The sequence below is a fragment of the Paenibacillus sanguinis 2301083 = DSM 16941 genome (assembly GCF_000374825.1).
GTDB lineage: Bacteria > Bacillota > Bacilli > Paenibacillales > Paenibacillaceae > Fontibacillus > Fontibacillus sanguinis.
This window is the reverse complement of the sequence record NZ_KB895382.1, coordinates 95,157-119,487: the sequence shown is the minus strand read 5'-3', so window position 1 is coordinate 119,487 and position 24,331 is coordinate 95,157. Positions and strand designations below refer to the sequence as shown.

The following is a 24,331-nucleotide window of genomic DNA, read 5'->3' as shown; positions in this document are numbered from 1 at the left end:
AGCGTTTTGGAAAAACGCACATCGGAAGCATATGTCTTGGTCCTGCTATCCCGACTTTTTGAACTCGCACTTAAAGTGCTACCTCTATAAATCATCGTTTAACAACCTGGGAGGAGGGAGGACTGGCAGCCCCTCCGGGTACTGCTCCAACCACTGCGTTCCCGCGACTTCTCCTGACACCGAAAGGCCCCATGCCCGGCAGGCATAATCGGATACAACCTCCCGACGCTGCCCCCGATCAAGTTGATACAAGCGCCCGTCTCCGGCGCGAGTAACGCTTCCTTCCCGTCCTGGCTGTGCTGCCAGACTTGCTCTATGGGCTAACACATCATGCAGCAAACGCCCGTCTCCGCGAGGAAGATGCTGCAGGTCCGTTACAGATAGCCTTGTCGGCGGGGAGCCTGCCGCTTCCAGTCCATTTCCCTCCAGGGGATAGCGCACACCATGCTCCAGCCAATACACCGTAGAATTCCACCCCTTGACACATACGCTGCTCGGGAAAAAATCAGCAGACCGAAGCACACCTGATGAGCGCCATCCTGGCATACGCAAATACAAGGACTGCAAATCGCCCCATTTCTCGGCAAAAAAATCATGATTCCTCGCATTGATCTCGGCAAATCCCTGCTCCCCAAGCCCCTTCATCGTCATGCTTCCATAGTGATGAATGAAGGCATCTCCGGCGATGATTTGCTTCTTCCCTTGCAGCCGCAGCCGAGCCACCCAATCATCATCCTCGTAGTTGCCGATGGCATAGCCCTCGTCGAAGTATCCGATTTGCTCAAAGGTGCTGCGCGGAAACGCCAGACAGAAACCAATCAATCGTTCCGTTTCCCGCCATTTAGCCGGATCAGTAACGTTATGTGCAGCAGCATAAGCCTGCATTGCGGCGATATCTTCCCCATACGGTACGGCAATTTGCTGATCGCCGCTAATATAATTCGTAACCGGCCCCACCGCCGCAGCATCCGGACGCTGACTCAGGCAATACAGCAATTGATCGAGCCAGCGTTCCGTCACCAGTACGTCGTTGTTCAACAGAACAATGTATCGGCCCTTGGCCATCATTAAACCTGTGTTGATCGCCCGGGCAAATCCCAGGTTCTGCTCATGCACCGTCATCCGGACCGGTCTGCGGCGACGTCTGATCGCATCCGCCGTCCCATCCTCAGAGCCGTTGTCGACGACAATGATTTCATAGGGCAAATGAGTATGCGCCTCAATGCTGTCCAGACACTGGAGCAGCAGATCCCTACGATTATATGTCGGAATAATGATGCTGGTGCCATCCAGACCGGAGCCAAAGGAACGAATACCTTCCTCCATCCCTTGGGCATACCCTGCTGCATAGCCGCTTGCATATTTGCCTTGCTCCTGCTTCACCCTTTCATCTCCTTCCCTCACAATCGTGTTAGAAGCATCTCTCCACGGATCAGCTTGTCGGCTAAATGGCCCAGGTCCAGCGCCAGCTTGCCTTGCTCTGCCGCCAAGCGTGTGCATATCATTACCGCCGCTATACCTGCCGCTACCAAAGCCAACTCGAAATCGGGCTGCTCGCGGGCTTTTGCCAGAACATGCTCGACATCAGCGACGCCCTGAACCGGAGCCACCCAGCCCGTGATGACTATTCCCTGTCGGCTTAACAAACCCGCCAGCTCTGGCGATTGATTGCCGATCAGCAGCACACGCCGTCCTTCCAACAGCCGTGCCAGGTACCCTCCGGCATTCAACTCGTAATTGACCGTTGAGGTAGCGAGCTGCATCGCGTGGTAATCCATACCATAATGACGCAGTACGGGGAACAGCAAGCCTTGATACGAGGGATGCCGGGACTGCGGTACACCTACGATGTCTGCCAGGCGAACCGCCTGCGCCAACGCTTCCCGTGCTCCAGCATCCGGCAATTGCACGCCTGCATAAGGCAAGAAGCTTCCCCAACGAATGGCTTCCTCCGTGGGGATCACTGTCCCATGCGCCAGCGTGAGCAACTCGCCGTCGCCCAAGCGAACGACCGACAGCGGTCGTCCCTCCTGAAGCGCGATGACGGCTGCTTGAAATACAGCGGGTGCGGAGAGCAGCGGGTGCAGCGCTTCGGCAACAGAACGAAACCCTAGGGCAATAACCTCATCCACGGTGATTTCAGGCAACATAGTATGGTGGGGAATCAAGCGGCCCAGCTTGGCTTCCCCGCCTTCGAACAAACCCTCCCGGTATCCATGAGCGTAGGCTTCGGCACGAATCAACTCCAGTGCCTCTGTATTCTCGGGTGAAGCAGGAGAGCGGTCGTCTGTCGCCGGAAGCAACGCCGCATCCTCCACCGGGGGCAGTATCGGCAAGGGCACTGCTGGCGCAGCAGCCGTGCCTGACGACATACGTATGCTCCGCCGCAAATCCCGCTTTCGGCGATTGGCCGCCCGCCGGGAACGCAAGCGGCGGGGGAGCATTCTCCCCCCGCCCCTCCTGCTGGCTGCCTTGCTGCGAATGCTGTTCAGAGTTCGACGGGATGCCGACGCCGCCCCTTTCCCTCCTGGTTGGCGCCGTGCCTTGCGGATGGCTTTACCCGATGAACTACGCATCGTCATGGCCGCCCTCCTTTCTTCATCAAGTCAAGTCTCAAGCAGTCACGGGAGTACGCCCTTCATATAAACCCCGGCCTCTCGCAACGACTCCAGCGTACCGGCATCCCCCCACCATAGCTGCAGCACATCATATTCCAACTTGCCTGCTTTGGCGTAACGATTATTCACATCCGTAATTTCCAATTCCCCGCGATCCGAGCGACTAATGCCCCGAATGAATTCAAATACAGCGTCATCATACATATAGATGCCTGTCACTGAAAACTGCGATTTCGGCTTTTTGGGCTTCTCTTCAATGTATGCAATCAAGTCTGGATTGTCGGCATCAAATACAGGAACCCCGTAGCGACGTGGATCATCTACAGGCTTAAGCAGCACCCGGGCACTCCCTGGCGGCTGCTGTCTGAATTTCTCTACAAAAGGTGTCAGATCATCCAGGAACAGATTATCGCCCAGCAGAACCACAAACCGTTCGCCGGACGGGATGAAGCCGGATGCCAGCTCAAGCGCCTCCGCGATGCCGCCTGGCGAATCCTGTATCCGATAGGTGAGGTTAACGCCAAAATTGCCGCCGCTGCCAAGAAAATCGGCATAAAGCCCGGCAGACTGCTTGCCGATAACGATCAGAATATCGGTAATTCCAGCTTGACGCAGCCGTTCTATGCCGTAGCACACCATCGGATAGCTCCCGACGGGAAGCAGATGTTTATTGATCAATCGGGTCAGCGGGTATAGACGCGTACCGGTGCCTCCCGCCAAAATCACACCTTTCATGAACTCTCCCCCCAGTTAATAAATGCTATATAAACTGCCAGGGGTCTAAGCCCCATTTATCCATAAAACGCTGCCGGTTCCGCTCAATCAATCCACTCCACCCCTCAGGATGCTGCGCCTTGAAGCTGGCGCTTCCAGCGTGATGCACAAGAGTATCCCCGCAGATGAGCAAGCGATATCCCGCCTGACGTACCCGGTAGCAGTAATCATCGTCTTCGTAATGCCCCGGTGAAAAAGCTTCATCCAGCAGTCCCACCTGTGCCAGCACTTCCCGCTTCATAAGCAGACACATCCCGATCAAACGCTGAACCTCCTGCCAGCGGGAAGCATCGGAGCGATTGTAGCGCTCTGCAACCTGAATGAAAGCCTCGCCTTCCGTCCATGGAACATCCACCTGCTGCCGCCCGCTGGCATAATTGGTGACCGGGCCTACCATTCCGATATCGGGCGCGCTCTTTAGCGCTCGCAGCATATTGGATAACCAGTGCGGCGAGACGGTCACATCATTGTTCAGCAAGAGCAACTGATCGCCCGAAGCGATCGACAGCCCCCGGTTCACAGCGATGGGAAAGCCTTCGTTACGTGGCAAAGCGGCCAAAATAAGCTGCTCTCGCAAACAATACGAGACCGTCTCGTCATCAGAGCCGTTATCCACCACGATAATTTCATAAGGAGCCTTGGTATGGCGACGAATGGCCTCAACGCAAGGAGAGAGCAGATGAAGTCCGTTATACGTAGGAATAATGATACTGGTCAATCCGGCTTCATTCATCAAGCGTTCCTCACTTTCGCCAGCTCGCTGCGCGGAAGCGTAGCAAAGCTTAGACGTATGCCGTCCGTCTTCATCACTTCACCCAGCGCCTCCACATGGTCCCCGATAATCATCTGCGCTACGGCATTGCCCGTTCCGCTGTTACCGGTGCGGACCCGATTGCTGCGGATGACGTCGACGGAGATTGGCGCGCTTGCGGCAAGGCCGCGGGCAAGCGCGATTGCTTGCGCCTTGGGTGGCACGAGCAGTGCGGCGGTACCCACCGTTTGTACGGCCCGTCGGGACATCGCATGCGGCACTGCTGTCAGTGAATTGGCCCGCAAATCCGGACGTCCGAGTGCATGGTTCAGGAACATTTTGCAGCGCGTCACCTCATCTTGACCTGCAAACGCCGGAAGATAGGGGGTCAGATCATTGAGCACCAAGTCCTCGCCCTGGTCAACCGACAGGATAAAAGCGGCCAGTTCCTCCGCCGCGACGCAAATATCGCCATCGGTGAACAACAGAATATCCCCCGATGAGACCGATGCCCCGACAGCGCGCCCTACATCATGACCCAGTCGCTGCGGGAAGCTAATCCTCGTCATTCGCGAGTCCTGACCTACAACGTCAAAGCTTCTGTCTTCACAGCCATTCAGTACGATAATGATTTCCTGCAAAGGCAGCTTGCGCAGCTCCGTCAATACGGCGGGCAAGGTTTTCTCTTCATTACTGGCAGTCACAATGGCTGACACTGTACCCTGCAAAGGCAGGGGAATCCATAAGTCCTCTGCGCCGCAAGCCGAAGCATAACCCCGGCGATAAGCCAAGGCTACGGGCAAGAGCATCTTTATGGGTAGAGCAGCCGGAACGTGCCGGGCATACCACTCCCGAAATCCTTGTTGCATCTGGAAAGAAAGCTCTTCGCCTCCGCGGTTCTCCTGATCAGCTTTTCCTGCAAGGACGCCAGCTTCCCCGGCTTTCAGCACCAGGCGGGTCGCTCGCTGATTCCCGGCTGTTGAACGCATGGTCTTCCTCCGGGCAGGCAGCTTGCTCCAGTCTCCCCGTATTCTGCTGGACATACGTCCCGCTGCTCTTGGCCGCAGATGGGCTGGACGCTTCCTGGAACGCTTCTTATGCCTTTGACGATTTGTGGTTGACTTTATCCTCATATATCTCACCTCACCCGGTCGCGCTGTCGGCCCAGATCGCTATATCCGCCGCGTGCTCCCTGCTGCCTGATCAGCCATTCGACCGCCTCCAGATGGTCACCGGCTACAAGCCGGGTCAACGGATCAACGCGCTTGCCTCGCTCCTCTTGCCTGGCTCGCACCGGATTCAAACGACCAACTTCTACCGTGTGGACAATCTGTACCTTCAGGTCCAGCAGGATGGCCTTGGTCAAGGCCAGCGGGGGGACCTCCAGCGCCTCCGGCCGTATCCATTCCAACGCCTTGCGGCTTAAAGCATGCGGGACCGCCGTCAACGAGGCCCCCTTCAAATCAGCGCGCAACAGCAAACCATTAAGTACATATTTGGCCAATACGACCGGGTGAACCTCTCGCCGGCGTATCGGTCCGGAGTAGCCATTCAGGGCTACATCGATCCCTGACAATACCGCTTGTACGAAGGGTCTTAGCTCTTTAGCTGGTATCACCATGTCCGCATCCATGAACAACAGGACCTGGCCAGCGGCGGCTTCCGCACCTACTCGCCTGCCCACATCATGTCCCAGCGGATCCGGTACACGAATCAGGCGGGCGCCGCATTTCTCCGCCAATTCAGGCGTGCCGTCCGTGGAGCCGTTCGCCACCACAATCGTTTCACTGCGAGGATGCACCTTACCAGCTTCGTGCAGCACCCGTCCCAGCGTGGCCCGTTCATTCATCGCGGGGATGATAATGGAGACTACAGGGTTATCGTGATTGACCAAACGCGGAAGCGGAGACTTTCGCCGGAGTGGCTTACGGGGCGTCCGGCTGTGCAGCTTGCGTGTTTTGACCACATCGCTTTCCTCCCAAATCGTGATATACCGGAGCATATACCACAGTGTATGTGCTGAGGGAGGTGTTGCAACGGCAAACGTACAACCGTCTTCAGGCAGAGGAATAATGTGCAGAAAGGGCCAAGACAATCGTCTGTAAAACAGGCGGCTGACGCGGAACAGTCGTCCACGCTTTTTACCCGGGCAATCATAGATTGGAGGAAGAAGCAAGGAAGGAGGAAGTCTCTTGAGTCAGACTTACGTCGGAATATTGCTCAATACGGGAATGTATCGGGGGATTCCCACATGCCGAACCGGTCAGGAATCGCTCTCATTATATGAAGAAGCTGCACGGGAGTACGGGCTGACGCCCTGCTACCTGCGTCTTGCCGATATCGATTTATCAGATGAAGGCTGTATAGCCTATGTATATAATGGAATTGATTACAGCAAACAGGAGTTGCCATTGCCGCAAGTTATTCATAATCGTGCGCTATATCCCAAAGCCGAAGCAGTGCAGAAGATTCGTAAGCTGATGGCTGCGGGTATCACCGTATTTAACGTGAATAACCGGTATGGCAAGGATACCATCCACCGGCTGCTCTGGAGCGCTCCGCATTTGCGCCATTACCTTCCTGCGGCCATGCCCTTAACCTCCAAGACTTTATCTACGATGATGTCCCGCTGCCCTGACCTGATCCTGAAGCCGATTCGCGGCTCGGTAGGTCATGGCATCATGCGTTTGCAATGTCGGGAGGACTCAGGCTGGTCCTTAACCTATCCCTCCAAGGGGAGTTCCCGGGACTGGATCACTGTTAGACTAAGAAAAGGGGAATTGCCAGGATGGGCCAAAAGAAGACTTGGGCGTGTACCATACCTGATACAGGAACGTATTCCATTGGTGGAATATGAAGGACGACCAGTAGACTTGCGCGTTACGGTACAGCGGGGAATTTCCGGGGATTGGGGTGTCACCGGAAGTTTCGTCAAGGTAGCCCCCAAGGGAGGCTTTGTCTGCAATATTGCCAAAGGAGGCGAAGCCTTGCCAGCCGAGAATGTGCTGGCCCAAACACTGCCAGCTCCGCTTGTTCCGGCGGTACTCGGTCACGTGGAGGCCCTGGCCCTCACCATCTGCCGCTATTTGTCCGACCGTCTGCCTCTACTCGCCGATGTGGGCCTCGATATCGGCCTGACACAGGAAGGACGGCCTTATTTTATTGAATGCAATGGACGCGATCAACGCTACGGCTTCCGCAAGGCGGGGATGGAAGGGATTTGGAAGGATACGTATCGGCAACCGATGGCCTTTGCACGTTATCTTCTCGACCATCCTGCCAGGGGTGTATTGACATCTTGCGGAAAGGGAAGCGCTAAAATAACCTGACGGCAAGCAGCCATTTATTGATTTCAATCCTGATTTGTGTCAATATAAGCGGAAAGCAACATTTGGACGAGGAGGATGCATTTTGGCGGCGACATGGATGAAATGGATGACGGAATTGTCCTCCCGCAAATGGATTTCCAAGCTGATGGGCCGTTTCTCGCATTCGGGTGGCAGCCGGTTCATAATCCCTTTCTTCGCAAAATCGTATGGCATCCCTCTGCATGAAGCGGAGAAGGAAATCGGGGATTACCGGACCCTGAATGAATTTTTTACCCGCCGATTAAAGCCAGGCATGCGCCCGCTCCATGAGGAACCGGGGGTGCTCATTAGTCCGGTAGATGCTCTTGTTACGTTTATGGGGGTCATCCAGGACGGAACCCTGCTGAATGTCAAGGGCCAAGACTATTCCCTGGCTGAACTCTTGAATCACTCTCCCCGGGTGGAGGCTTACAAGCACGGGTATGCCTTTGTCCTGTATTTAAGCCCAACCGACTATCACCGAATTCATGCGCCCGTGACGGGCATAAAGCTGGAGAGCGATCATATCAAAGGTCGGGTCTATCCGGTTAATGATTTTAGCATGCGTCATATGAGGACTGTATTGTCTCGCAATGAACGGCTGATTACCTACATTTCTCATGCCTGTGGCGAGTTGGCGCTCGTCAAGGTTGGAGCGATGAATGTCAGCAGTATCAAATATACCGACGAAGCCGCCAAAGGCTGGAAGCAAGGTGATGATCTTGCCTACTTCGAATTTGGATCAACTGTGGTGCTGCTCACCCAGAATGCCTCCTTTACCCCGTTATCCGAACTTGCAGTGGGGCGCAAAGTATGCATGGGTGAAGCGCTAGGCCATTTTGCCGCACCTGCTTCATCAGGGCTTTCTGAACCAACAAACCAATAAGCAAATGCAGCAACCGGATATAATCCCTCTCCTGGAGAAGGTTCATATCCGGTTGCTGCTTTAATTTATTCTACCTTGATGCTGCCCAGAGAAGTCGTCAGCGATACCCGTGGCCCGCCGCCGTTCTGTTCGCTGGTTCCCTCCGGCGCTCCGGTAATCTGGCCAAGTTCGGTAGCTGTCTCCAGAGTATAGCCAATGGAATCGGCCACACTGGCGGTGATGCTGCCTACATCAGCATTGACATGAAGGGTACTGTCCGGTTCAAGAGAAGCAAGAGACAAATTCACGCTGCCTGTTTCGGTCGCAATCGTGGACTTGCCGACAATACCGCCATCCTGCACACTAATGGAGCCCACATCACCCTCCAAGCGATATTTCCCCGTCACCCCGGCTACCTTGATGTTGCCTACGGCGACACCAATATCAAACTCTTGCACGCTAGCCGGAACCTGCACGATATAATCGATTGTAAATTCAGAGGTCTTTAATGTCTTATTGGCCCAAGACCACAAGCTCTGGCCTGCATCGTCCTTCGCGTGTACGCGAACCTCGGTTATCCCCTTCTTGGTTGTCACCGATACCGTGCTGGCTTCAAACAGTTCCTCCTGCTGCTTCTGGCTAATTCGGCCTTGCTGCACCGTAATCACCGCGCCCACTGACAGTTGGTCCGTTGTACCCTGCACCACTTCTACGCTGCCCACCTGATTGTCAATAATCAGCTTATCAGCTTTGCCGATGTCCGTTGTATGACTAAGCTCATGTGTCACTTGCTTAGATGTCATATTTTCCGCCCAATTATCGACAGTAAGCTCCAGCGAATCCTGCACCTTGTCTACCGTATTCAAGGCCATATCTCCTATCTTTTCCGAAAAGGCATCCTGCTCGCTGCTACAACCCGCAGTCAAAGCCAGCAATAGTCCAGCCGCTGTAAGCCAAGCGATTTGTCCAAACTTGCTCCTCATTCTTCCGTCCCCCTGTTCTTGCCTTACCTAAGCAACATTATATCCAACTCATCTCGTGTCGCCACGGTCGGGAGGCCAGCAAGGGTCCTGGACTTAAGTCGCAATGAACGAGCCGCTTATCGGATTTCGGAGGGACTTTTCCCGGTGTACTGCTTAAATTGACGGCTAAAAAAGAAAATGTCGCGATAGCCCAGCGCATCCGCAACCTCGGTCACATTCATTCCCGCATGGAGCAAGAGATGCTGGGCCCGATCGATACGTGACTTGATAATATAGGCTTGAACCGACATCCCGATAATCTCCTTGAATTTGATCGAGAAATAACGCGGCGACAATCCCGCCCGGGCTGCCAGATCCTGCACTTTATGCGGAAGACCCGGATGCTGCAGCACGTAGTTCGCTACCTCATGGATCACCTCATGCAATTGATTGCTGACCTTCCGCTCGGTGGGCACTTCCCGTTCTTCCCGCAGCAAATAAATCAGCAATTGCTTGAGAATCAAGCGGGCCTCTTCTTCCGCCGCATACGCCTTGATCAGGAACAGACGTACATAGCGGGCGAGCATATATTCAAAATCAAGTGTCTCCTCCAGTACACGGTAAGAACCCGGCACCTCGCTTACCGGCTCATGAACATCGAAATGGATGTATGTCAGTACAAGCGGACGTTGAGGATTATGGGTGGCTGTAGTGTAATCTCCCTTCCTGAACAGGAAGCAACTGCCTTTGCTCACTGGGATGGCCTGATCATTAAGCACAACCGTCCCTTCCCCGCTCCATACATAGAACAAATCATAGTTCTGTAACGGCTTCTCTCGCTTATGCCATTTCCATCCGGGCTCACACACAATTTTGGCGAACGCTGGCTTTAATTCAAATGAGGATGGTGAAATGTGTAGCATGTCCTTCCCTCCCGTAAAAAGTGCTGACCGCTTGTTAAGTTGTTTATATTATACCCCGATATCGCCCTGCTTGGATATCATTCCAGGCCGTTTTCATCCGGCGGATGCCCTCCAGCAGCTTTCTTTCTTCCAGAGATGGAATCAGATATTGTCCTGCCCATCACAGACAAATAGATCAGTGCCCGTGAATTGACCGTGACGCCTGAGGGTCGAGATGATATAATGTTAGGCAGCTTTAAAACGTTACCTCCTTAAAATATCAAAACCGATCGGAAGGATGAAATGTGATGACCCCACTTGCGGAGCAGTTAAACGAGAGTATCAAATCCGGCAATCATCATGTGTACGACATGCTGTCCACGCTGGGCAAAGAGATTTATTTCCCGAAGGAAGGCATCTTGAGCCAATCCAGCGAAGCTTCGGCCCATGCCAAGAAATATAATGCGACGATCGGCATCGCTACCGAACAGGGCGGCCCGATGCATCTTGCGGTCATCCAAGACACGCTGTCTGCCTATAAGCCACAGGATTTGTATCCGTATGCCCCGCCGGCAGGCAAGCCGGAATTGCGCTCGGTCTGGCGCGACAAGATGCTGCAGGACAACCCTTCGTTGTCTGACAAGAGCTTCGGCAACCCTATCGTGACCAATGCCCTGACTCATGGCCTGAGCATCGTGGCCGACTTGTTCGCTGATGAAGGGGACGCTGTTATTTATCCGGATAAGAACTGGGAAAATTATGAATTGACCTTTGGGGTCCGCCGCCATGCCGAGCTTGTTCATTTTCCGCTATTTACCGAGCAGATGACCTTTAACAGTGCTGGTTTGCGGGACGTCTTGCTGGCTCAGAAGGATAAGGGCAAAGCGATCGTCCTGCTCAATTTCCCCAACAATCCGACGGGCTACACACCGGGTCCGAAGGAAGGCGAAGAGATTATCTCCGCGCTGCTTGAAGCTGCTGAAGCCGGAATCAATGTCGTAGCTGTCACGGATGACGCCTACTTCGGACTGTTCTTCGAGGACTCCTTGCAGGAATCCTTGTTTGGCAAGCTGAGCGGCCTGCATCCTCGTCTCTTGCCCATTAAGGTAGACGGCGCTACCAAAGAGGAATACGCTTGGGGATTTCGCGTCGGGTTCATCACCTTTTCCGATCATCATAAAGATGTACTCGCAGCCCTGGAGCAGAAAACATTGGGTATCATACGCTCGACCATATCAAGCGGCCCGCACCCTTCGCAGACCTTTGTATTGCAAGCATTAAAGTCACCTGAATTCTACGCTCAGAAAGAGGAGAAGTTCCAGGTGATGAAGCGCCGGGCCAATAAGGTCAAGTCTCTGCTGGATAGTGGCAGATACGATGAGGCATGGGAGTATTATCCGTTTAATTCGGGGTATTTTATGTGTCTCAAGCTTAAGACGGTTCAGGCTGAAGCACTTCGGCTGCACTTGATTCATCAATATGGAGTAGGCACGATTGCGCTTGGCGAAAGTGATCTGCGAATTGCGTTCTCTTGTATCGCTGAAGAGCATCTGGAAGAACTATTCGAACTGATTTACCGAGGTGTGCACGATTTGCAGAATCAATAAATAGGCTGGCACTCCTCTCTGCTCTATACCATGGCCCAATCACGGCTCCCCTCGGATTCATACAATAGGGTGTACAACATATATGACACCTGAGAGGGTGTATGAAAGGGGAAGAAACATGAGCGGTGTAGAGGAAGTAAGAGGTGGATACGGTGGTGGCCTGTACACAAGCACAGGAGCCATTCTCGTTCTCTTTATTTTATTGGTCATCATTAGTCGCACCATCCTGTTATAAAATTTCCTACGGCTAACAAGAACGGACCGCTTCCTTCGGGAAGCGGTCCGTTTCCATTTACATTTTCAACTGTGGCGTTGGTTCATAAGCTCAATCCTAGATGTCCGGTATCCCTACTCTTCGTCCTCTTCCCGCCATTTGCGTGCCCATGTCGATCGCATGCCCCAGGCCAGAAGAAGTCCCCCTGCCAGCGATCCCCAGGTTAACGCCGGATCACCACCCGGTAGCGCAAGCATAGGCAGCCATAGTAGAACGGCAATGCCCAGCAGCAAGCTGGTTGCCAGGCGCAATACGGCAGCCTTGCGTGCCCCTGCGGGCAGCGGGTAATAGGAAGCAGCCGGTGAATCCTGATGAGTTTGCCGCAATGAAGCAAGCTGCGTGCCAATCAGGAACACAAACAGCAGATAGAGCGCAGCACCAAGCCAGGATTGATCGTTCCAGCCCGTCAGTACCATACCCAGCAAGGTCAGTCGCACGACGATTCCCAGCAACTCACTGCGGGTAAAGGTCTTGATTAATAAGTATCGGTAAGCTTCGGCAGAATTCCAGGGCAGCCGATTACCAACCGCAGATAAGTAGCGGCGGCGAATCACTTTTTGCCCGTCAGCGGGAACCTCAACGAACCAGCCCAGCACCAGCATGGTGCGGGCTGCTCCCGAGCGTTCCAGGGCGATGAGGTGATCCCACGGCACTGTGTGTTTTAACGGGAACCGCAAGAGCAGCACGTAATTCAGGCTGAGCAGCAGCATAAACAAAGCGCTCTTCCAGGCTGGCTGCCAAACCCAGATGGCTACAAGCAGCAGAATGAAGCACCAGCGCAGCAATCGATATCCCGTGCGGGCCCGCGATGACGCTATACGCAGCTCCTGCCAAGCGCCATAGGTGCTCAGTGCCTTGAGCAGCACCAGGACAAGCAGCATCAGCCACAAGGGGTGGAGCACCCCTTCGCTCCGCTGATATAATGGCCAGATCAACAGCAATGCAATGACCAATCCCGGCACCTTATAGATCAAGCCGCTGCGAAATGCCGGTGTTAAGTAAGAGTTCATTTTACTTTCCTGGGGCAACAGGAACAGAATGTCGGCCGGCTGCAGATAAGTACGGAAACCGGCATGAACGGTTAGTGGTCCCAACAGAAACAGCATAATCCAGCGAATGGGCAGATCAGGTGGCAAATCCCGCAGGAATGACGTATACCAGGCAGCAAAAACAATGCTAATAATTAGCAGAAGCACCGCTACCCCGCTTTGCAGCACATAGGGCAAATACGGGAGCACCTTGCTCCAGAATAGCGCCCTCCGCCGTCGATGCAACGCGCGAAGTTCCATAGCTATTCGCCGTCCTTCACAAGGTCATAGAAGATCTGCTCCAGCCCGGCACCCGGCGTATGTATTTGTTCCCCAAGCTCAGCCAGCGTTCCCTGGGCCAGCACCTTGCCCCGGTGCAGCACGATAAATTGATCGCAATAATGCTCAATGGTAGACAAGATATGGGAACTAAGCAGGATGGACGAGCCATTTTGCTTCATTTCCTGCATAAAGTCCAGCAGCGAACGGATGCCGAGCGGGTCCAGTCCGAGGAAGGGCTCATCGATGACGTACAATGGCGGACGAGCCACAAAAGCGCACATAATCATCACCTTCTGCTTCATCCCCTTGGACAGATGCATGGACAGGCTGTCAACCTTTTCCTCCATATGAAATAGCTTGAGCAGCCGCTCCGATCGCTCGCGGTATGCCTTAGGCTCTACATTATAGGCCCTTGCGGCAAATTCCAGATGCTCCCTGACGGTGAGCTCCTCATAGAGCAGTGGCGACTCGGGAACGAAAGCCAGCGAGGATTGATATTGCTCAGGCTGATTCTTCCTCGTCTGCCCTGATATCTGAATATCACCCCGGTGGGGGGTCATCAGCCCCAGGATATGCTTCATGGTCGTGCTCTTGCCGGCTCCGTTCAGCCCGATGAGTCCAACCATCTCCCCTCGCTGTACTTGAAAAGTCACATCGTGAAGCACGGGACGCCCCACGCTATACCCGCCGCTTAATTCGTCAACCCGCAATACTGGCGATTCACTCAATCCTAACTCCTCCTACCGTTAATAGCGTTAACGCTACCTATTGATCCTGTGACGGCTTGTTCTTCAGCCATTTAGGCGCACCCTTGTTCTTCCGGTCCTGTAACCGCTCCTTCTTGCGTGCCGCACCTGGTGCTGTGGCCTGCCGCCCCGCTCCTGACTTCCTCTCGCCTGGGGCCGAGTTGCCCGAGCGTTTGGTCAGAGGGGATTCCCCTTTTTTGCCTAAAGCACCCTGTTCCCCACCTTGATTCGCTCTTTCACGGATCTCCTGACGCGATGGAGCATTGCCTACAGGGCGATCCTCAGGCCTTGCCAGCTTCCCGCCATACAATTGCTTAAGCTCAATTTCAATATCCAGCTCCCGCGCGAATTTGCGCATAATAAATTCTTCCTGTGGCGCAATAATCGATACGGACAGGCCCTTCCGCCCCATTCGGCCCGTACGGCCAGAACGATGCACGTAATGCTCGGCATCGATTGGAGGGTCCAGATTGACGACAAGTGCCAAATCTTCAATATCCAGTCCACGGGCAGCTACATCGCTGGCTACAAGCACACGAATTTTACCCTCCCGGAACCGCTTCAGCGTCAAGCTGCGCGCCGTCTTGTCCGCATCTCCATATAAGGCACCCGCATCCAGGCCAACATAATTCATCTTTGCTTCAACCTCGGCAATCTGATCGGTATGATTAATGAATACCATTGTGCGCTCCGGGTTAAAGTGCCTCACGATTCGGCGCAACATGTCAATCTTGTCTCTTGCTTCGCAAACAAAATACACATGCTCCAAGGTTTTGGATGTCCGTTGCTCCGGCTCGATGCCGATCTCCAACGGCTCCTTCATTTCCTTGGCCGCCAAAGCACGGATTTCTCCGTTAATCGTTGCCGACAGGAACAGGAGCTGCCGCTCCCTCAGTGTTCCTCGCAGGATATGCTCAACGTCGGCTGTACCGCCCAGTTGGAACATCTGGTCTACCTCGTCCACTACAACGGTGCGCAAAGTATGCAGCTTCAGCTTTCGCAGAGCAAGAATTTCCCGGATACGACCCGGTGTGCCTATCACAAGCTGCGGGTGCAGCTTCAGCTTCTCCAATTGCCGTTTGATCGCAGCTCCGCCGATAAGTGCCTGGGAGCGAATGCCAAGCGCTTCTCCGTATTTCTCCGCTTCCCGCTGAATTTGCATGGCAAGCTCCTGGGTTGGAGCCAGAATCAGCCCTTGCAATGTTTTCTCTGTAGGCGAAATGGCTTGAAGCAAAGGCAGTAAATAAGCCAGAGTCTTCCCTGTCCCCGTTTGCGATTGGGCCAAAACATCCCGGCCCGCCAACGCTGCTGGAATTCCTTGTGCTTGTACAGGAGACGGCTCCGTAATTCCATGTTCCTTCAATTTTGCCGTCAGCGCCTCTACGATACCCAGATCGGCAAATGTTGTTATTGTCATTGAATTCCATCCTTTGTTTTTGAAAAGTACATGTCATCATATACTATTATTTTCATTATATGCGATAAGCGGCAAACACTCCAAATCCTCAAGGAAAATTATCGAGTGAGGGCGTTCCCCCGTTCAGAACTTTCGCACTAGAGGTGACGCCTATACCGGGCACGCTAAACACAAAAGCCAGTTGCTATTATCGGCAACTGGCCTTCTAAATAATGTCAATATTCAGCTATAACATGGCAATAGCATCATGGGCTTCATGAACAGCATCCAGCACTTTACGCACCTGTACACTGTCTCCCACATTTACAATTCGCAATTGATCCTCTAATTCCTCAAACAACGCTTTATTAGGCCGGAAGCCCATAGCTAAAACTACATTATCGCATAGAAGAGATTCTTCCCCCTCAGCATGCTGTAGCACGACAGAACGATCTTCAATGGATGCCAGCCGGCAAGAGGTGCGAACGGTAATACCCGGATGCTGCAACATTTGCTCAAGCATCATGGCATTCTGGATAAATACCGGTTCAGGCAGCACCTTTTCAGCCATTTCTACAAGAGTAACCTTCTTGCCTGCATGGGCCAATACAAGAGCCGTTTCACAACCAACCAGTCCCGCTCCAATGATGACGATATGATCTCCAATGTATACATGATTTTGCAGAACATCCGTAGCCGCAGCAACATGCGGCTTGTCTATCCCAGGGATGGATCGCGGCTTCAAAGGTGAAGCACCTGTCGCATGAATGACAAGATCGGGGTTGTATGCCAGCACTTCATGGGCTGTTGCCTCTTTGCCATATTTCACTCTAACTTTATAATTTTTCAGTGCTACCTTGTAATACTGTAATAATTTCTCCCCATCCCGCTTGAAAGCGGGTAGACAAGCATTATGAAAATTCCCTCCGATTTTATCTGTTCTTTCCCATATTTCCACATCATGCCCAGCTTCGGCGGCACTTAGCGCAGCCTGACATCCTCCCGGTCCGGCACCAATGACGAGCACCTTTTGCCCTTGCTGCACAGGCTCCAGCTTCTTTATGCTCTCAAAGCCAGCATAAGGGTTGACTGCACATCGGATGCTCTGGCCCTCAACCACACTTTTAATACAACCTTCATTACAATAAATACAGGAGCGAATTTCATCCGTGCGATGCTCCAACACTTTATTGGGGAAATCAGGGTCAGCCAAGAACGCTCTAGCAACCCCAACAATATCGGTGTATCCTTCTTTAATCGCGGATTCAGCCTTTCCAATATCTCCAAGTCTTCCATTAGTGATGATAGGGAGCGATGTTTTCTCTTTAATGGTTCTGGCTGCCAACAATTGGGGAACTGCCTCTTGTTGATAAATCGGCGGCATCGCCATATACCAGTTGTCATGGCAACCCGCATCAATATGCAAGGCATGAACGCCTTTTTGCTCCAGCATACGGGCAATTTGGATCCCTTCCGCCATCTCACGGTACCCCAGCTCCGCAGGCATGAAATGACATGGCGTAAACTTTACAATAAGCGGAAATGAAGAGCCTGCTTCTTGCTGGATCCCCTCAATAAGCTCATTTAAAAACCGCATTCGGTTCTCAAAGCTGCCACCATATTCATCTTCACGATTATTCCAACGCGGTGTCATGAATTTATCAGTCAGATAACCGCCGTAAGCATGAAGCTCTACAGCGTCAGCGCCCGCTTGATGTGCCAGCCTTACCGTCTTGCACACCTCACCCTGAATAAAGCTGATTTCATCTTTGGTTAATGCCTCATAGGACAACTCTGATCCCGGATACAATGGCATTGACGAGGCGCTGGCTGGTTTCTCCCTGCCCTTCGCCTTCATCCCCAGACCTGCCCCGGGCATAATTTGAATACAGATCTTGCAATCATACTTGTGTGCTTCATCAACCAGACGCTTAAAGCCGTCAAAGCTGTCAGCCGTCAATGTAGCTGAAGGACCATGTCCCTCAATGGCCTCTGTGGCAATGACGTTGATTAGAATCATGGAGGCTCCACCTTGCGCCCTCCGCAAGTAATAATCCACCGTCCGATCGTCGAAGTTCCCCAGTTCCGGGCCCATAGCCGCCATCACGAATCTGTTCTTTAAACTCAAGTTGCCTATTTTGATGGGCTGCATTGTTAACACGAGAATTCCCCTTCCTTTAGTTAGCTAACAACGTAAAAATAAGAAATCCGCTAGATTGCTCTGGCAGTCTCGTGAGCTTCCGCCACTGCGTTCAACGCTCTGCGAGCCCGTACAGCGTCTCCAATTGCATGCCAAGGAATACCGTGCTCCTCACAATATTTTTGAATTGGGCCATAGTCCCTCGACCGCGCTCCAATAGCCACCACAACGGTATCGCAAGGAATTTCGGTTGTAGCGCTATCCTGCTCGATTACGATAGCTCCTTTCTTGATTTCCAGGCATTTGGCACTCGTTACCAGTTCTACCCCGGCCTCCTTAAGGCTTTCCATTACGCAAATTGCACGTAGTTCACCCAGATCCTTGGCAACTTTGTCCAGCATCTCTACCACAGTGATACCTGTTGCCATGCCGTGCACATACTCCGCAACTTCCAGACCAACCAGACCACCACCAATGACCGCGACTTTGCCCGAAACCTGAACCTTACCTGCCAGAACATCATGAGAATTATATACAAAGGGCATATCACCGCCAGGGATTTTCAATGCCATAGGTGCGGAGCCAACTGCGATGACAAGCTCATCCGGCTTCAGGTCGTCCAACAATTCCGGTGTAACCGGGGTGTTCAAACGTACCTCTATCCCCATCCTGATTGCCTGCTGCCCTCGTAAAAGGGCTGCGTCTTTCATTTCTTCCTTGCGCGGCGCTTCTCCGGCAAGCGCAAATTGGCCCCCAAGTGTTCCCGAAGCCTCGCATACAATCGGCGTATGCCCTCTCTGCTTCAGGACGATAGCTGCCTCCAGCCCTGCAATGCCGCCTCCAGCCACAACTACCCTCTTTGCCAATGTGGTAGCTGCAAGCTGATACTCGGCTTCCCTTCCGAGCGCCGGATTTCTCAAGCAAGTGATAAACGGTACTTCCTTGGATACGAAGCCATCATAGCATCCCTGGTTGCAGGCAATACAATAAACAATATCTTCTGGTCTTCCTTCTTGAGCTTTGTTGCAAAATTCCGGATCAGCCAGTTGAGCGCGTCCCATGACAACCATATCGACCATGTCTGCTGCGAGAATATCCTCTGCCTGGCCCGGATCATTAATTCGTCCTACCGCTACTGTGAATATACCGGTCTCTCGCCGAATCCTCGCGGCATTTTCAACGTTAAAGCCCTTAGGCAAGTCAATCGGCGGAACCTCGTATTTAATGGCAGCCGTTGAGAAATTGCCACGAGACACATCGAGCGCATCCACACCAGCCTTCTCCGCCATTTTACAAAATTCAATGACCTCTTCAATGGTCAAGCCGCCTTCCAAATAATCATCATGGGCATCAATCCGCATAAACAGCGGCATTTCATCCGGAATATTGCTGCGAATAGCTGCGATACATTCCAATAGGAATCGAGCTCTATTCGGCAAGCTTCCACCATATTCATCTGTTCTATGGTTAAAATATGGACTAAGAAATGAATGTGGCGTATAGTTATGACCAGCATGAAATTCGATGGCATCAAACCCTGCCTCCACCGCACGCCTTGCACCCTCTCCAAATGCCAAGGCTGCTTCGCGTAAGGTTTCCCTGTCAGCACCAGGTATCGTCACGTCATTGCCGACAGGTACAGAACTCGGGATAATGATCATCTGTTCAGGGTCACTGGATACAGCAAATCCGCCCAGCCATAACTGAATGCCCGCCTTGCCGCCAGCCTCATGGATTGCATCCGTCAAGCGCTTCAAGCCAGGAATATAGCGATCATTGGTAATAGCCAAGAAATTGCGAGGAGCCGCCTTGCTGTAAACAGAGCAAACCTCCGTGAAATTAAGGCCGCAGCCTCCCCGCGCCCTGGCAACATGATAATCGATCAGTTGCTGCGAGACTTGACCATCTTCGGACGGCATCTTCGTTCCCATTGCAGGGAACAAGATTCTGTTCTTCAGTTCCAGCCCTTTGACCCGGACAGGGCTAAAAAGCGTATTGTACTTCATTAGCATTCTTCCTTTCCGTAGTTTACGTGAAAAAACTCACATACATTCACATGCATTGTTAAAAAAATCACAAAGTTCCTAATAAGAAAAAGAGTGCAGACCTACCTGCAACTTTAAATATATCGGAAGCGCAAATATTAAACAATATGATTAAAACAAAATGTTTGAATAATTCGCGACTATTACGTTTGCAGAGTTCTTAGCAGTAGCCGAAGATAGTCCATTCGATGCTCGGGTTCAACAAGAATTGAACCGTCGAATTCTACAATCTCCTCGTAATCTGTCGGATAATTGATGGAGGAGATAAACATAAAGTATTTATATTGAAGGGAAGGCTCCGTCGACTTGACGACCTGCCGAAATACATGCTTCAGTCTGACTCCGAGTTCATCGGTCAAGGCAATAACCCGGCTAGAAACCTCATCATGGTCAACAATATAGCGGGAATGCAAACGTATCACTTTGTTACCGGGAAAGCGCAGCGAATATTCCATAATTTCATTCGCAGCAAGCAATAGTTTATCTTCCGCGCTCTCTTCTCTTCGCAAAATAGAAAGAACTGCCAGCGTGTTCTCAATATAAAATTCTTTGACCAGCCTTAACATCTCTTCTTTACTCCGGAAATAGTAATTAATAGCGCTAACATTAACTCCCGCTTCCTTGGCGATGGCTCTGACCGAAATATCACAGCTCTTCTTCTTGCCCATCAGGTATAACGCTCTGTCTATTATTCGCTCTTCTATATTTTTTAAATCTCTCATAGGGCACCTCTCTCGCACGCGATTCATTGGTAACTTCATTCTACCAAACGGGCGCAAAATTTCATAAGCAACTGCCAAAAAACAAGCGATCGCCCTTCTGTTATAAGCAGAAAAGCAATCGCCTTATTAAAATATCTTGATTAATTATCTAGGCTAAAAACCGAAATCAGTGCTTGTAATGTGGACGATGAGGTGCTGCGGGTTCGTAGGGTTCTTCCGATCGCTATTGTTCATGGATTTTCCTGATTCAATAAATTCTTATAAGGTTGAAATCCACTCGCAAAGGCGAACAAGCGTAGGCTTTCGATGTAGCTTTCTTTCAGAAAGCTTTAAGTTTCTCCAGAATCCCTACGACCCTCCGCTCTATACATCCATGTTGGCAAGCACTGATTTTTAGATTGAGCCATTATCTATTTCACAAAATATTCCTGTTTGTCCACAGGCTATTTCTTATTCATCATCTTATAAGTTAACCGATCCGCCAGACGGGGAAACATATGATACCACTTGGTTCCTACTCCAGCAATCCAGGGCAAATTAATCTCAAGCGTCCCCTTCTCCACAGCCTGGACCATCGCCCGGGCTACACGCTCCGGCTTCAGCATCATCCAGCGCACATTCTGGACGTAACCTCCGCCCGGGTCAGCAATTTTGAAGAATTCCGTATCGATCGGGCCGGGATTAATGGTCGAAACGGTGATGCCGTATTCCCGAACCTCCTGACGCAAAGCGCTGCTGAATCCGATCACTGCATGCTTGGTAGCCGTATAGGCCGTAGACTTCGCGGTCCCGATCTTGCCAGCGATGGAGGCTACGTTCACGATTCGCCCGGAACGTACAGATTTCATTGCAGGAAGCACGGCCTGTGTGCACCGAACCATGCCCACATAATTCACGTTCATCATCTCGGCAAATTCCGAAGTTGGCATCCGATCCAGATACTCGAACTTGCCATAGCCGGCATTATTCAACAGACAGTCCACCCGCCCAAACTTGGCAAAGATGTCCTTAAAACCGGACTCAACGGAGGCATCGTTCCCGACATCCATCTTCACCAGACGGTAAGGACTCTTTAGGTTGAGTGCCACCTGCTCCAGCTTGTCCAGCGAACGAGCTGCCAAAACAACAATAGCCCCGCGCTCAGACAGCATCTGAGCCGCCATCGCGCCGATTCCACTGGAAGCCCCGGTGACAACCACAACTTTGTCCTGCAATGACATATCCCTAACTTCCCTTCAGAGGTAGCTCAAAAAGTCCTCTTTTGATCGCAAAGCGGTTCAAGTCTTTATGAAGTCTATCTTAAGAAATCATCACTTGAATGTCCAGTTCGCCAATTCCATCCATCAGTAACGGAATACATAATGCTTTGCGTGGTGGCATCTGCGTAGCAGATTCAGATTTGACTATTTGCGGAGGGGTGATGTCTACGGCAAATCCCTGATTGGACAAAATCGTGCTGGCATTCCCGCTGATCATGTTGCCCAGCTCGGAAATCGCACTTTGACCCATCTCATCCATTTCCGTGATTACAAATCCGCCCATCATGGCGGAAACTATGCGGAGTGCTACGGCTTCTTGCAATCCAAACACAACCATGCCGCTAAAGTGGCCGGTCATGCCGATCTGGATCCAGATATGATCCTGTACAGGAATCACGTCCTTCACACCCATGCTCCCGGTGGATGGGGATATTTGAACAACTTGCTCAATGACCGAACGCGCCGATTCAAGAAAGGGATTAATTACTTCTGCTTTCAAAATTTATGCGCCCCTTTTCACTAGGAGAATAACTTGATACATACTAAAGACCCATCTTTTGGCTAAAACTCATTATACTTTATTCCTACTAATAAGTCATTAAAAATCGAAATTTGAAATTCAAGCTAACTAATGCGCTCATATCTATCCAAAGACCCGGAAACGGTTGCGTCATTGATTTAATTAAGGAAAATCACCTATAATTAATAAAATTGCACAAAAGCCGCTGAAGGTTCGCTAAGACACAGCGGAGCGGGAAAGAAAGGGAGGCAATCTGGTGAATATCAGTCAGTTGGAAACGTTGATTACTATCTCCAAAACGAAAAGTTTCCGTAAGGCCGGGGAACTATTAAACCTGACCCAGCCTGCCGTCTCGGCTCAAATCAAAAGTCTGGAGGACGAGTTCAGGACGGTGCTGGTCGATCGGAACCAACCGGTAACGTTAACCGATCGCGGACAAGTATTTCTGGAGCAGGCCGAACGTATGCTAGACATTGTAGAGGAGCTCAAGCTCAAGCTGTCGGATATGGAACATACCCCGCAGGGACATATCGTTCTGGGCACCACCACATCGATCGCCATTCAAATTTTACCGCGGATTTTGTCTTATTTTCAGGATCAATTTCCTCTTATCAAGACGACGATTCAATCCATGCCCTCCTGCTTGATCTACCAAAACGTGGAGCAAGGACTCGTGGACATCGGCATCGGTTATTTGATCGAGAACAACCCTCAGGTGCTATCCTCGGTTCTGTATTACGATACCTTCGATCTGGTCGTCTCGCCGCTTCATCCACTAGCCAATCAAACCACGCCTACGCTGGAATCACTACGCGACGTCCCCATGATTATGCTATCTCCTGATACGGTTGGACGCCGGTTTATGGACGAAGTGTTCAAGCAGCATGACATGGAGCCGCATATCGTCATGGAGCTCTCCAGCAGTGAAGAGGTGAAACGGATGGTCGAAATCAACCTGGGTGCCGCGCTGATCTCGCATCAATCGATTCTCCGTGAACTCCGGCAAGGCTCCTTGAAGATTGTGCCCATCCCTGAGTTCGAAGTGACCCATCCCGTAGGGGTCATATACAAGTCCAGCCGGTATATCAACTCGGCGATGCAGCAATTTTTAGGTGACCTCAAGGGCATGCCCGAAACCAACTTCATCAGCTCGGAATAATATCAAAGAAAACCGTAAATCCGATTCAACCATCCTATTACAAGCAGAAAGGAGTTCTTCCTATGAAATTTGATCTCCATACCCACCATTTCCGTTGTGGTCATGCCGACGGCAACATTCGCGATTACGTCGAAGCGGCCATATCCGCCGGTCTGTCAGTCATCGGGATCAGTGATCATACCCCTTACTTCGGCAGTCCCGAAGACCGTCCCTTCCCACGAATCTCCATGGGCAAGCAGGCCTTCGCCGGATATGTGGATGAGGTGCTGAAGCTCAAGAAGGAATATGAAGGCAAGATTGACGTTCTGCTCGGCATCGAATCCGACTTTTTTCCCGAGCATGCGGAAATATACAGAACAACATTGGATCAATATCCCTTCGACTACATCATCGGCTCGGTGCACAGCGTAGGTGGAGTCAGCATCTTCAACGAGAACCGCTGGAAAGGATTGAGCCATGCCGAAAAAATAGCTGCCAAGGAAGCCTACTATGAATTAATCGCGCAATCTGCGCGCAGCGGCATGTTTCAAATACTTGGACATATTGATGCTATGAAGGGCAACTATCCAGAATTCACCGAGATTCCGGCTGAATCTGCCATCGACCGGACCCTTCAGGTCATTGCGGCAAGTGGAGCAGCCATTGAGATTAATACATCCGGGAAAACGAAACGAAGCGGCGGCTGGTACCCAAGCGATGCCATACTGGAGCGGGCCCTGCATTTCGGTGTAGAAGTGACCTTTGGCTCTGATGCTCATATTCCTGCCCGGGTAGGTGACGAGCGGGAGGACGTGGCCCGGCGCTTGAAGGAGATTGGCTTTCGGGAGTGGGTGTATTTCAAGCAACAGCAGAAGGTTATTGTGCCTTTGTAAAATGACAAAAAAAGAGAACCCGTGCCGTCATGCACCGGGTTCTAAGAGAAAATATATATTCA

Annotated in this window: 22 protein-coding genes; 6 read left to right on the top strand and 16 right to left on the bottom strand. The window is 51.8% G+C overall.

What is annotated here, in order from left to right; genetic code table 11:
- Positions 1 to 84 precede the first annotated feature (84 nt).
- From C557_RS0112720 to C557_RS0112695, 6 genes are all read right to left on the bottom strand, one after another.
- Positions 85 to 1,383 carry a glycosyltransferase family 2 protein gene (locus tag C557_RS0112720; RefSeq protein WP_018752255.1) on the bottom strand — a complete coding sequence of 433 codons (1,299 nt, stop codon included), beginning with the start codon at positions 1,381 to 1,383 and terminating at the stop codon, positions 85 to 87.
- A 17-nt stretch (positions 1,384 to 1,400) separates the two neighbouring features.
- Positions 1,401 to 2,582, bottom strand: coding sequence for a GT-D fold domain-containing protein (locus C557_RS23520; RefSeq protein WP_018752254.1), 1,182 nt, complete (start codon positions 2,580 to 2,582; stop codon positions 1,401 to 1,403).
- A 39-nt stretch (positions 2,583 to 2,621) separates the two neighbouring features.
- Complete coding sequence (locus tag C557_RS0112710) at positions 2,622 to 3,353, bottom strand: sugar phosphate nucleotidyltransferase (protein WP_018752253.1); 732 nt, start codon at positions 3,351 to 3,353, stop codon at positions 2,622 to 2,624.
- A 25-nt stretch (positions 3,354 to 3,378) separates the two neighbouring features.
- Positions 3,379 to 4,125: a glycosyltransferase family 2 protein gene (locus C557_RS0112705; protein WP_018752252.1), complete on the bottom strand. Its 747-nt coding sequence runs from the start codon at positions 4,123 to 4,125 to the stop codon at positions 3,379 to 3,381.
- On the bottom strand, positions 4,125 to 5,186 hold the full coding sequence (locus C557_RS23515; RefSeq protein ID WP_240472962.1) for a glycosyltransferase family 2 protein: 1,062 nt from the start codon (positions 5,184 to 5,186) through the stop codon (positions 4,125 to 4,127). Before C557_RS23515 ends, C557_RS0112705 begins: the two co-directional genes overlap by 1 nt.
- A 95-nt stretch (positions 5,187 to 5,281) precedes the next feature.
- Positions 5,282 to 6,109: a glycosyltransferase family 2 protein gene (locus tag C557_RS0112695; protein ID WP_018752250.1), complete on the bottom strand. Its 828-nt coding sequence runs from the start codon at positions 6,107 to 6,109 to the stop codon at positions 5,282 to 5,284.
- 226 nt (positions 6,110 to 6,335) lie between these two features.
- On the opposite strand from C557_RS0112695, the gene C557_RS0112690 reads away from it, so the two are divergent.
- Positions 6,336 to 7,472 carry a YheC/YheD family endospore coat-associated protein gene (locus tag C557_RS0112690; RefSeq protein ID WP_018752249.1) on the top strand — a complete coding sequence of 379 codons (1,137 nt, stop codon included), beginning with the start codon at positions 6,336 to 6,338 and terminating at the stop codon, positions 7,470 to 7,472.
- Positions 7,473 to 7,554: 82 nt separating this feature from the next.
- The gene (gene asd / locus C557_RS0112685) at positions 7,555 to 8,376 is read left to right on the top strand and encodes an archaetidylserine decarboxylase (protein ID WP_018752248.1); all 822 of its coding nucleotides are present in this window, start codon (positions 7,555 to 7,557) and stop codon (positions 8,374 to 8,376) included.
- 65 nt (positions 8,377 to 8,441) lie between these two features.
- Here the strand turns inward: asd and C557_RS0112680 are convergent, their stop codons facing one another.
- Positions 8,442 to 9,338, bottom strand: coding sequence for a hypothetical protein (locus C557_RS0112680; protein WP_018752247.1), 897 nt, complete (start codon positions 9,336 to 9,338; stop codon positions 8,442 to 8,444).
- A 116-nt stretch (positions 9,339 to 9,454) separates the two neighbouring features.
- On the bottom strand, positions 9,455 to 10,240 hold the full coding sequence (locus tag C557_RS0112675) for a helix-turn-helix domain-containing protein (RefSeq protein ID WP_018752246.1): 786 nt from the start codon (positions 10,238 to 10,240) through the stop codon (positions 9,455 to 9,457).
- Between the two features lie 287 nt (positions 10,241 to 10,527).
- Here C557_RS0112675 and C557_RS0112670 point away from each other — a divergent pair, with 287 nt between their 5' ends.
- Positions 10,528 to 11,826, top strand: coding sequence for an aminotransferase class I/II-fold pyridoxal phosphate-dependent enzyme (locus C557_RS0112670; protein WP_018752245.1), 1,299 nt, complete (start codon positions 10,528 to 10,530; stop codon positions 11,824 to 11,826).
- A 118-nt stretch (positions 11,827 to 11,944) separates the two neighbouring features.
- Entirely contained in the window at positions 11,945 to 12,061 is a 117-nt protein-coding gene (locus C557_RS25460; RefSeq protein ID WP_018752244.1) for a hypothetical protein, read from the top strand.
- Between the two features lie 113 nt (positions 12,062 to 12,174).
- Here C557_RS25460 and C557_RS0112665 read toward each other — a convergent pair whose 3' ends face one another.
- From C557_RS0112665 to C557_RS0112630, 8 genes are all read right to left on the bottom strand, one after another.
- Positions 12,175 to 13,389 (bottom strand): ABC transporter permease, encoded by a 1,215-nt coding sequence (locus C557_RS0112665; protein WP_026263453.1) that lies wholly within the window; start codon positions 13,387 to 13,389, stop codon positions 12,175 to 12,177.
- A gap of 2 nt (positions 13,390 to 13,391) precedes the next feature.
- Positions 13,392 to 14,138, bottom strand: coding sequence for an ABC transporter ATP-binding protein (locus C557_RS0112660; RefSeq protein ID WP_018752242.1), 747 nt, complete (start codon positions 14,136 to 14,138; stop codon positions 13,392 to 13,394).
- Between the two features lie 37 nt (positions 14,139 to 14,175).
- On the bottom strand, positions 14,176 to 15,573 hold the full coding sequence (locus C557_RS0112655) for a DEAD/DEAH box helicase (protein WP_018752241.1): 1,398 nt from the start codon (positions 15,571 to 15,573) through the stop codon (positions 14,176 to 14,178).
- A gap of 226 nt (positions 15,574 to 15,799) precedes the next feature.
- Entirely contained in the window at positions 15,800 to 17,704 is a 1,905-nt protein-coding gene (locus C557_RS0112650; protein WP_240472965.1) for an NAD(P)/FAD-dependent oxidoreductase, read from the bottom strand.
- Positions 17,705 to 17,763: 59 nt separating this feature from the next.
- Positions 17,764 to 19,698, bottom strand: coding sequence for a bile acid Fe-S flavoenzyme BaiCD (baiCD, locus tag C557_RS0112645; RefSeq protein ID WP_018752239.1), 1,935 nt, complete (start codon positions 19,696 to 19,698; stop codon positions 17,764 to 17,766).
- A gap of 182 nt (positions 19,699 to 19,880) precedes the next feature.
- On the bottom strand, positions 19,881 to 20,459 hold the full coding sequence (locus C557_RS0112640; RefSeq protein ID WP_026263452.1) for a TetR/AcrR family transcriptional regulator: 579 nt from the start codon (positions 20,457 to 20,459) through the stop codon (positions 19,881 to 19,883).
- Between the two features lie 443 nt (positions 20,460 to 20,902).
- A complete protein-coding gene (locus tag C557_RS0112635) occupies positions 20,903 to 21,679 on the bottom strand; it encodes an SDR family NAD(P)-dependent oxidoreductase (RefSeq protein ID WP_018752237.1) in 777 nt (258 codons plus the stop codon).
- Between the two features lie 79 nt (positions 21,680 to 21,758).
- Positions 21,759 to 22,217: a chemotaxis protein CheX gene (locus C557_RS0112630; RefSeq protein WP_018752236.1), complete on the bottom strand. Its 459-nt coding sequence runs from the start codon at positions 22,215 to 22,217 to the stop codon at positions 21,759 to 21,761.
- A 277-nt stretch (positions 22,218 to 22,494) separates the two neighbouring features.
- Here C557_RS0112630 and C557_RS0112625 point away from each other — a divergent pair, with 277 nt between their 5' ends.
- Together C557_RS0112625 and C557_RS0112620 are read left to right on the top strand one after the other, a co-directional pair.
- Positions 22,495 to 23,397, top strand: coding sequence for a LysR family transcriptional regulator (locus tag C557_RS0112625; protein WP_018752235.1), 903 nt, complete (start codon positions 22,495 to 22,497; stop codon positions 23,395 to 23,397).
- A 62-nt stretch (positions 23,398 to 23,459) separates the two neighbouring features.
- Complete coding sequence (locus tag C557_RS0112620; protein ID WP_018752234.1) at positions 23,460 to 24,269, top strand: histidinol-phosphatase; 810 nt, start codon at positions 23,460 to 23,462, stop codon at positions 24,267 to 24,269.
- Positions 24,270 to 24,331 lie beyond the last annotated feature (62 nt).

What these genes read in the sequence shown, in the direction of transcription:
- C557_RS23520 (WP_018752254.1), bottom strand. Translation starts at nt 2,582, where the DNA reads ATGACGATGCGTAGTTCATCGGGTAAAGCCATCCGCAAGGCACGGCGC.
- C557_RS0112710 (WP_018752253.1), bottom strand. Translation starts at nt 3,353, where the DNA reads ATGAAAGGTGTGATTTTGGCGGGAGGCACCGGTACGCGTCTATACCCG.
- C557_RS0112705 (WP_018752252.1), bottom strand. Translation starts at nt 4,125, where the DNA reads ATGAATGAAGCCGGATTGACCAGTATCATTATTCCTACGTATAACGGA.
- C557_RS23515 (WP_240472962.1), bottom strand. Translation starts at nt 5,186, where the DNA reads ATGTCCAGCAGAATACGGGGAGACTGGAGCAAGCTGCCTGCCCGGAGG.
- C557_RS0112680 (WP_018752247.1), bottom strand. Translation starts at nt 9,338, where the DNA reads ATGAGGAGCAAGTTTGGACAAATCGCTTGGCTTACAGCGGCTGGACTA.
- C557_RS0112675 (WP_018752246.1), bottom strand. Translation starts at nt 10,240, where the DNA reads ATGCTACACATTTCACCATCCTCATTTGAATTAAAGCCAGCGTTCGCC.
- C557_RS0112670 (WP_018752245.1), top strand. Translation starts at nt 10,528, where the DNA reads ATGACCCCACTTGCGGAGCAGTTAAACGAGAGTATCAAATCCGGCAAT.
- C557_RS25460 (WP_018752244.1), top strand. Translation starts at nt 11,945, where the DNA reads ATGAGCGGTGTAGAGGAAGTAAGAGGTGGATACGGTGGTGGCCTGTAC.
- C557_RS0112665 (WP_026263453.1), bottom strand. Translation starts at nt 13,389, where the DNA reads ATGGAACTTCGCGCGTTGCATCGACGGCGGAGGGCGCTATTCTGGAGC.
- C557_RS0112655 (WP_018752241.1), bottom strand. Translation starts at nt 15,573, where the DNA reads ATGACAATAACAACATTTGCCGATCTGGGTATCGTAGAGGCGCTGACG.
- C557_RS0112650 (WP_240472965.1), bottom strand. Translation starts at nt 17,704, where the DNA reads ATGCAGCCCATCAAAATAGGCAACTTGAGTTTAAAGAACAGATTCGTG.
- baiCD (WP_018752239.1), bottom strand. Translation starts at nt 19,698, where the DNA reads ATGAAGTACAATACGCTTTTTAGCCCTGTCCGGGTCAAAGGGCTGGAA.
- C557_RS0112640 (WP_026263452.1), bottom strand. Translation starts at nt 20,459, where the DNA reads ATGAGAGATTTAAAAAATATAGAAGAGCGAATAATAGACAGAGCGTTA.
- C557_RS0112635 (WP_018752237.1), bottom strand. Translation starts at nt 21,679, where the DNA reads ATGTCATTGCAGGACAAAGTTGTGGTTGTCACCGGGGCTTCCAGTGGA.
- C557_RS0112620 (WP_018752234.1), top strand. Translation starts at nt 23,460, where the DNA reads ATGAAATTTGATCTCCATACCCACCATTTCCGTTGTGGTCATGCCGAC.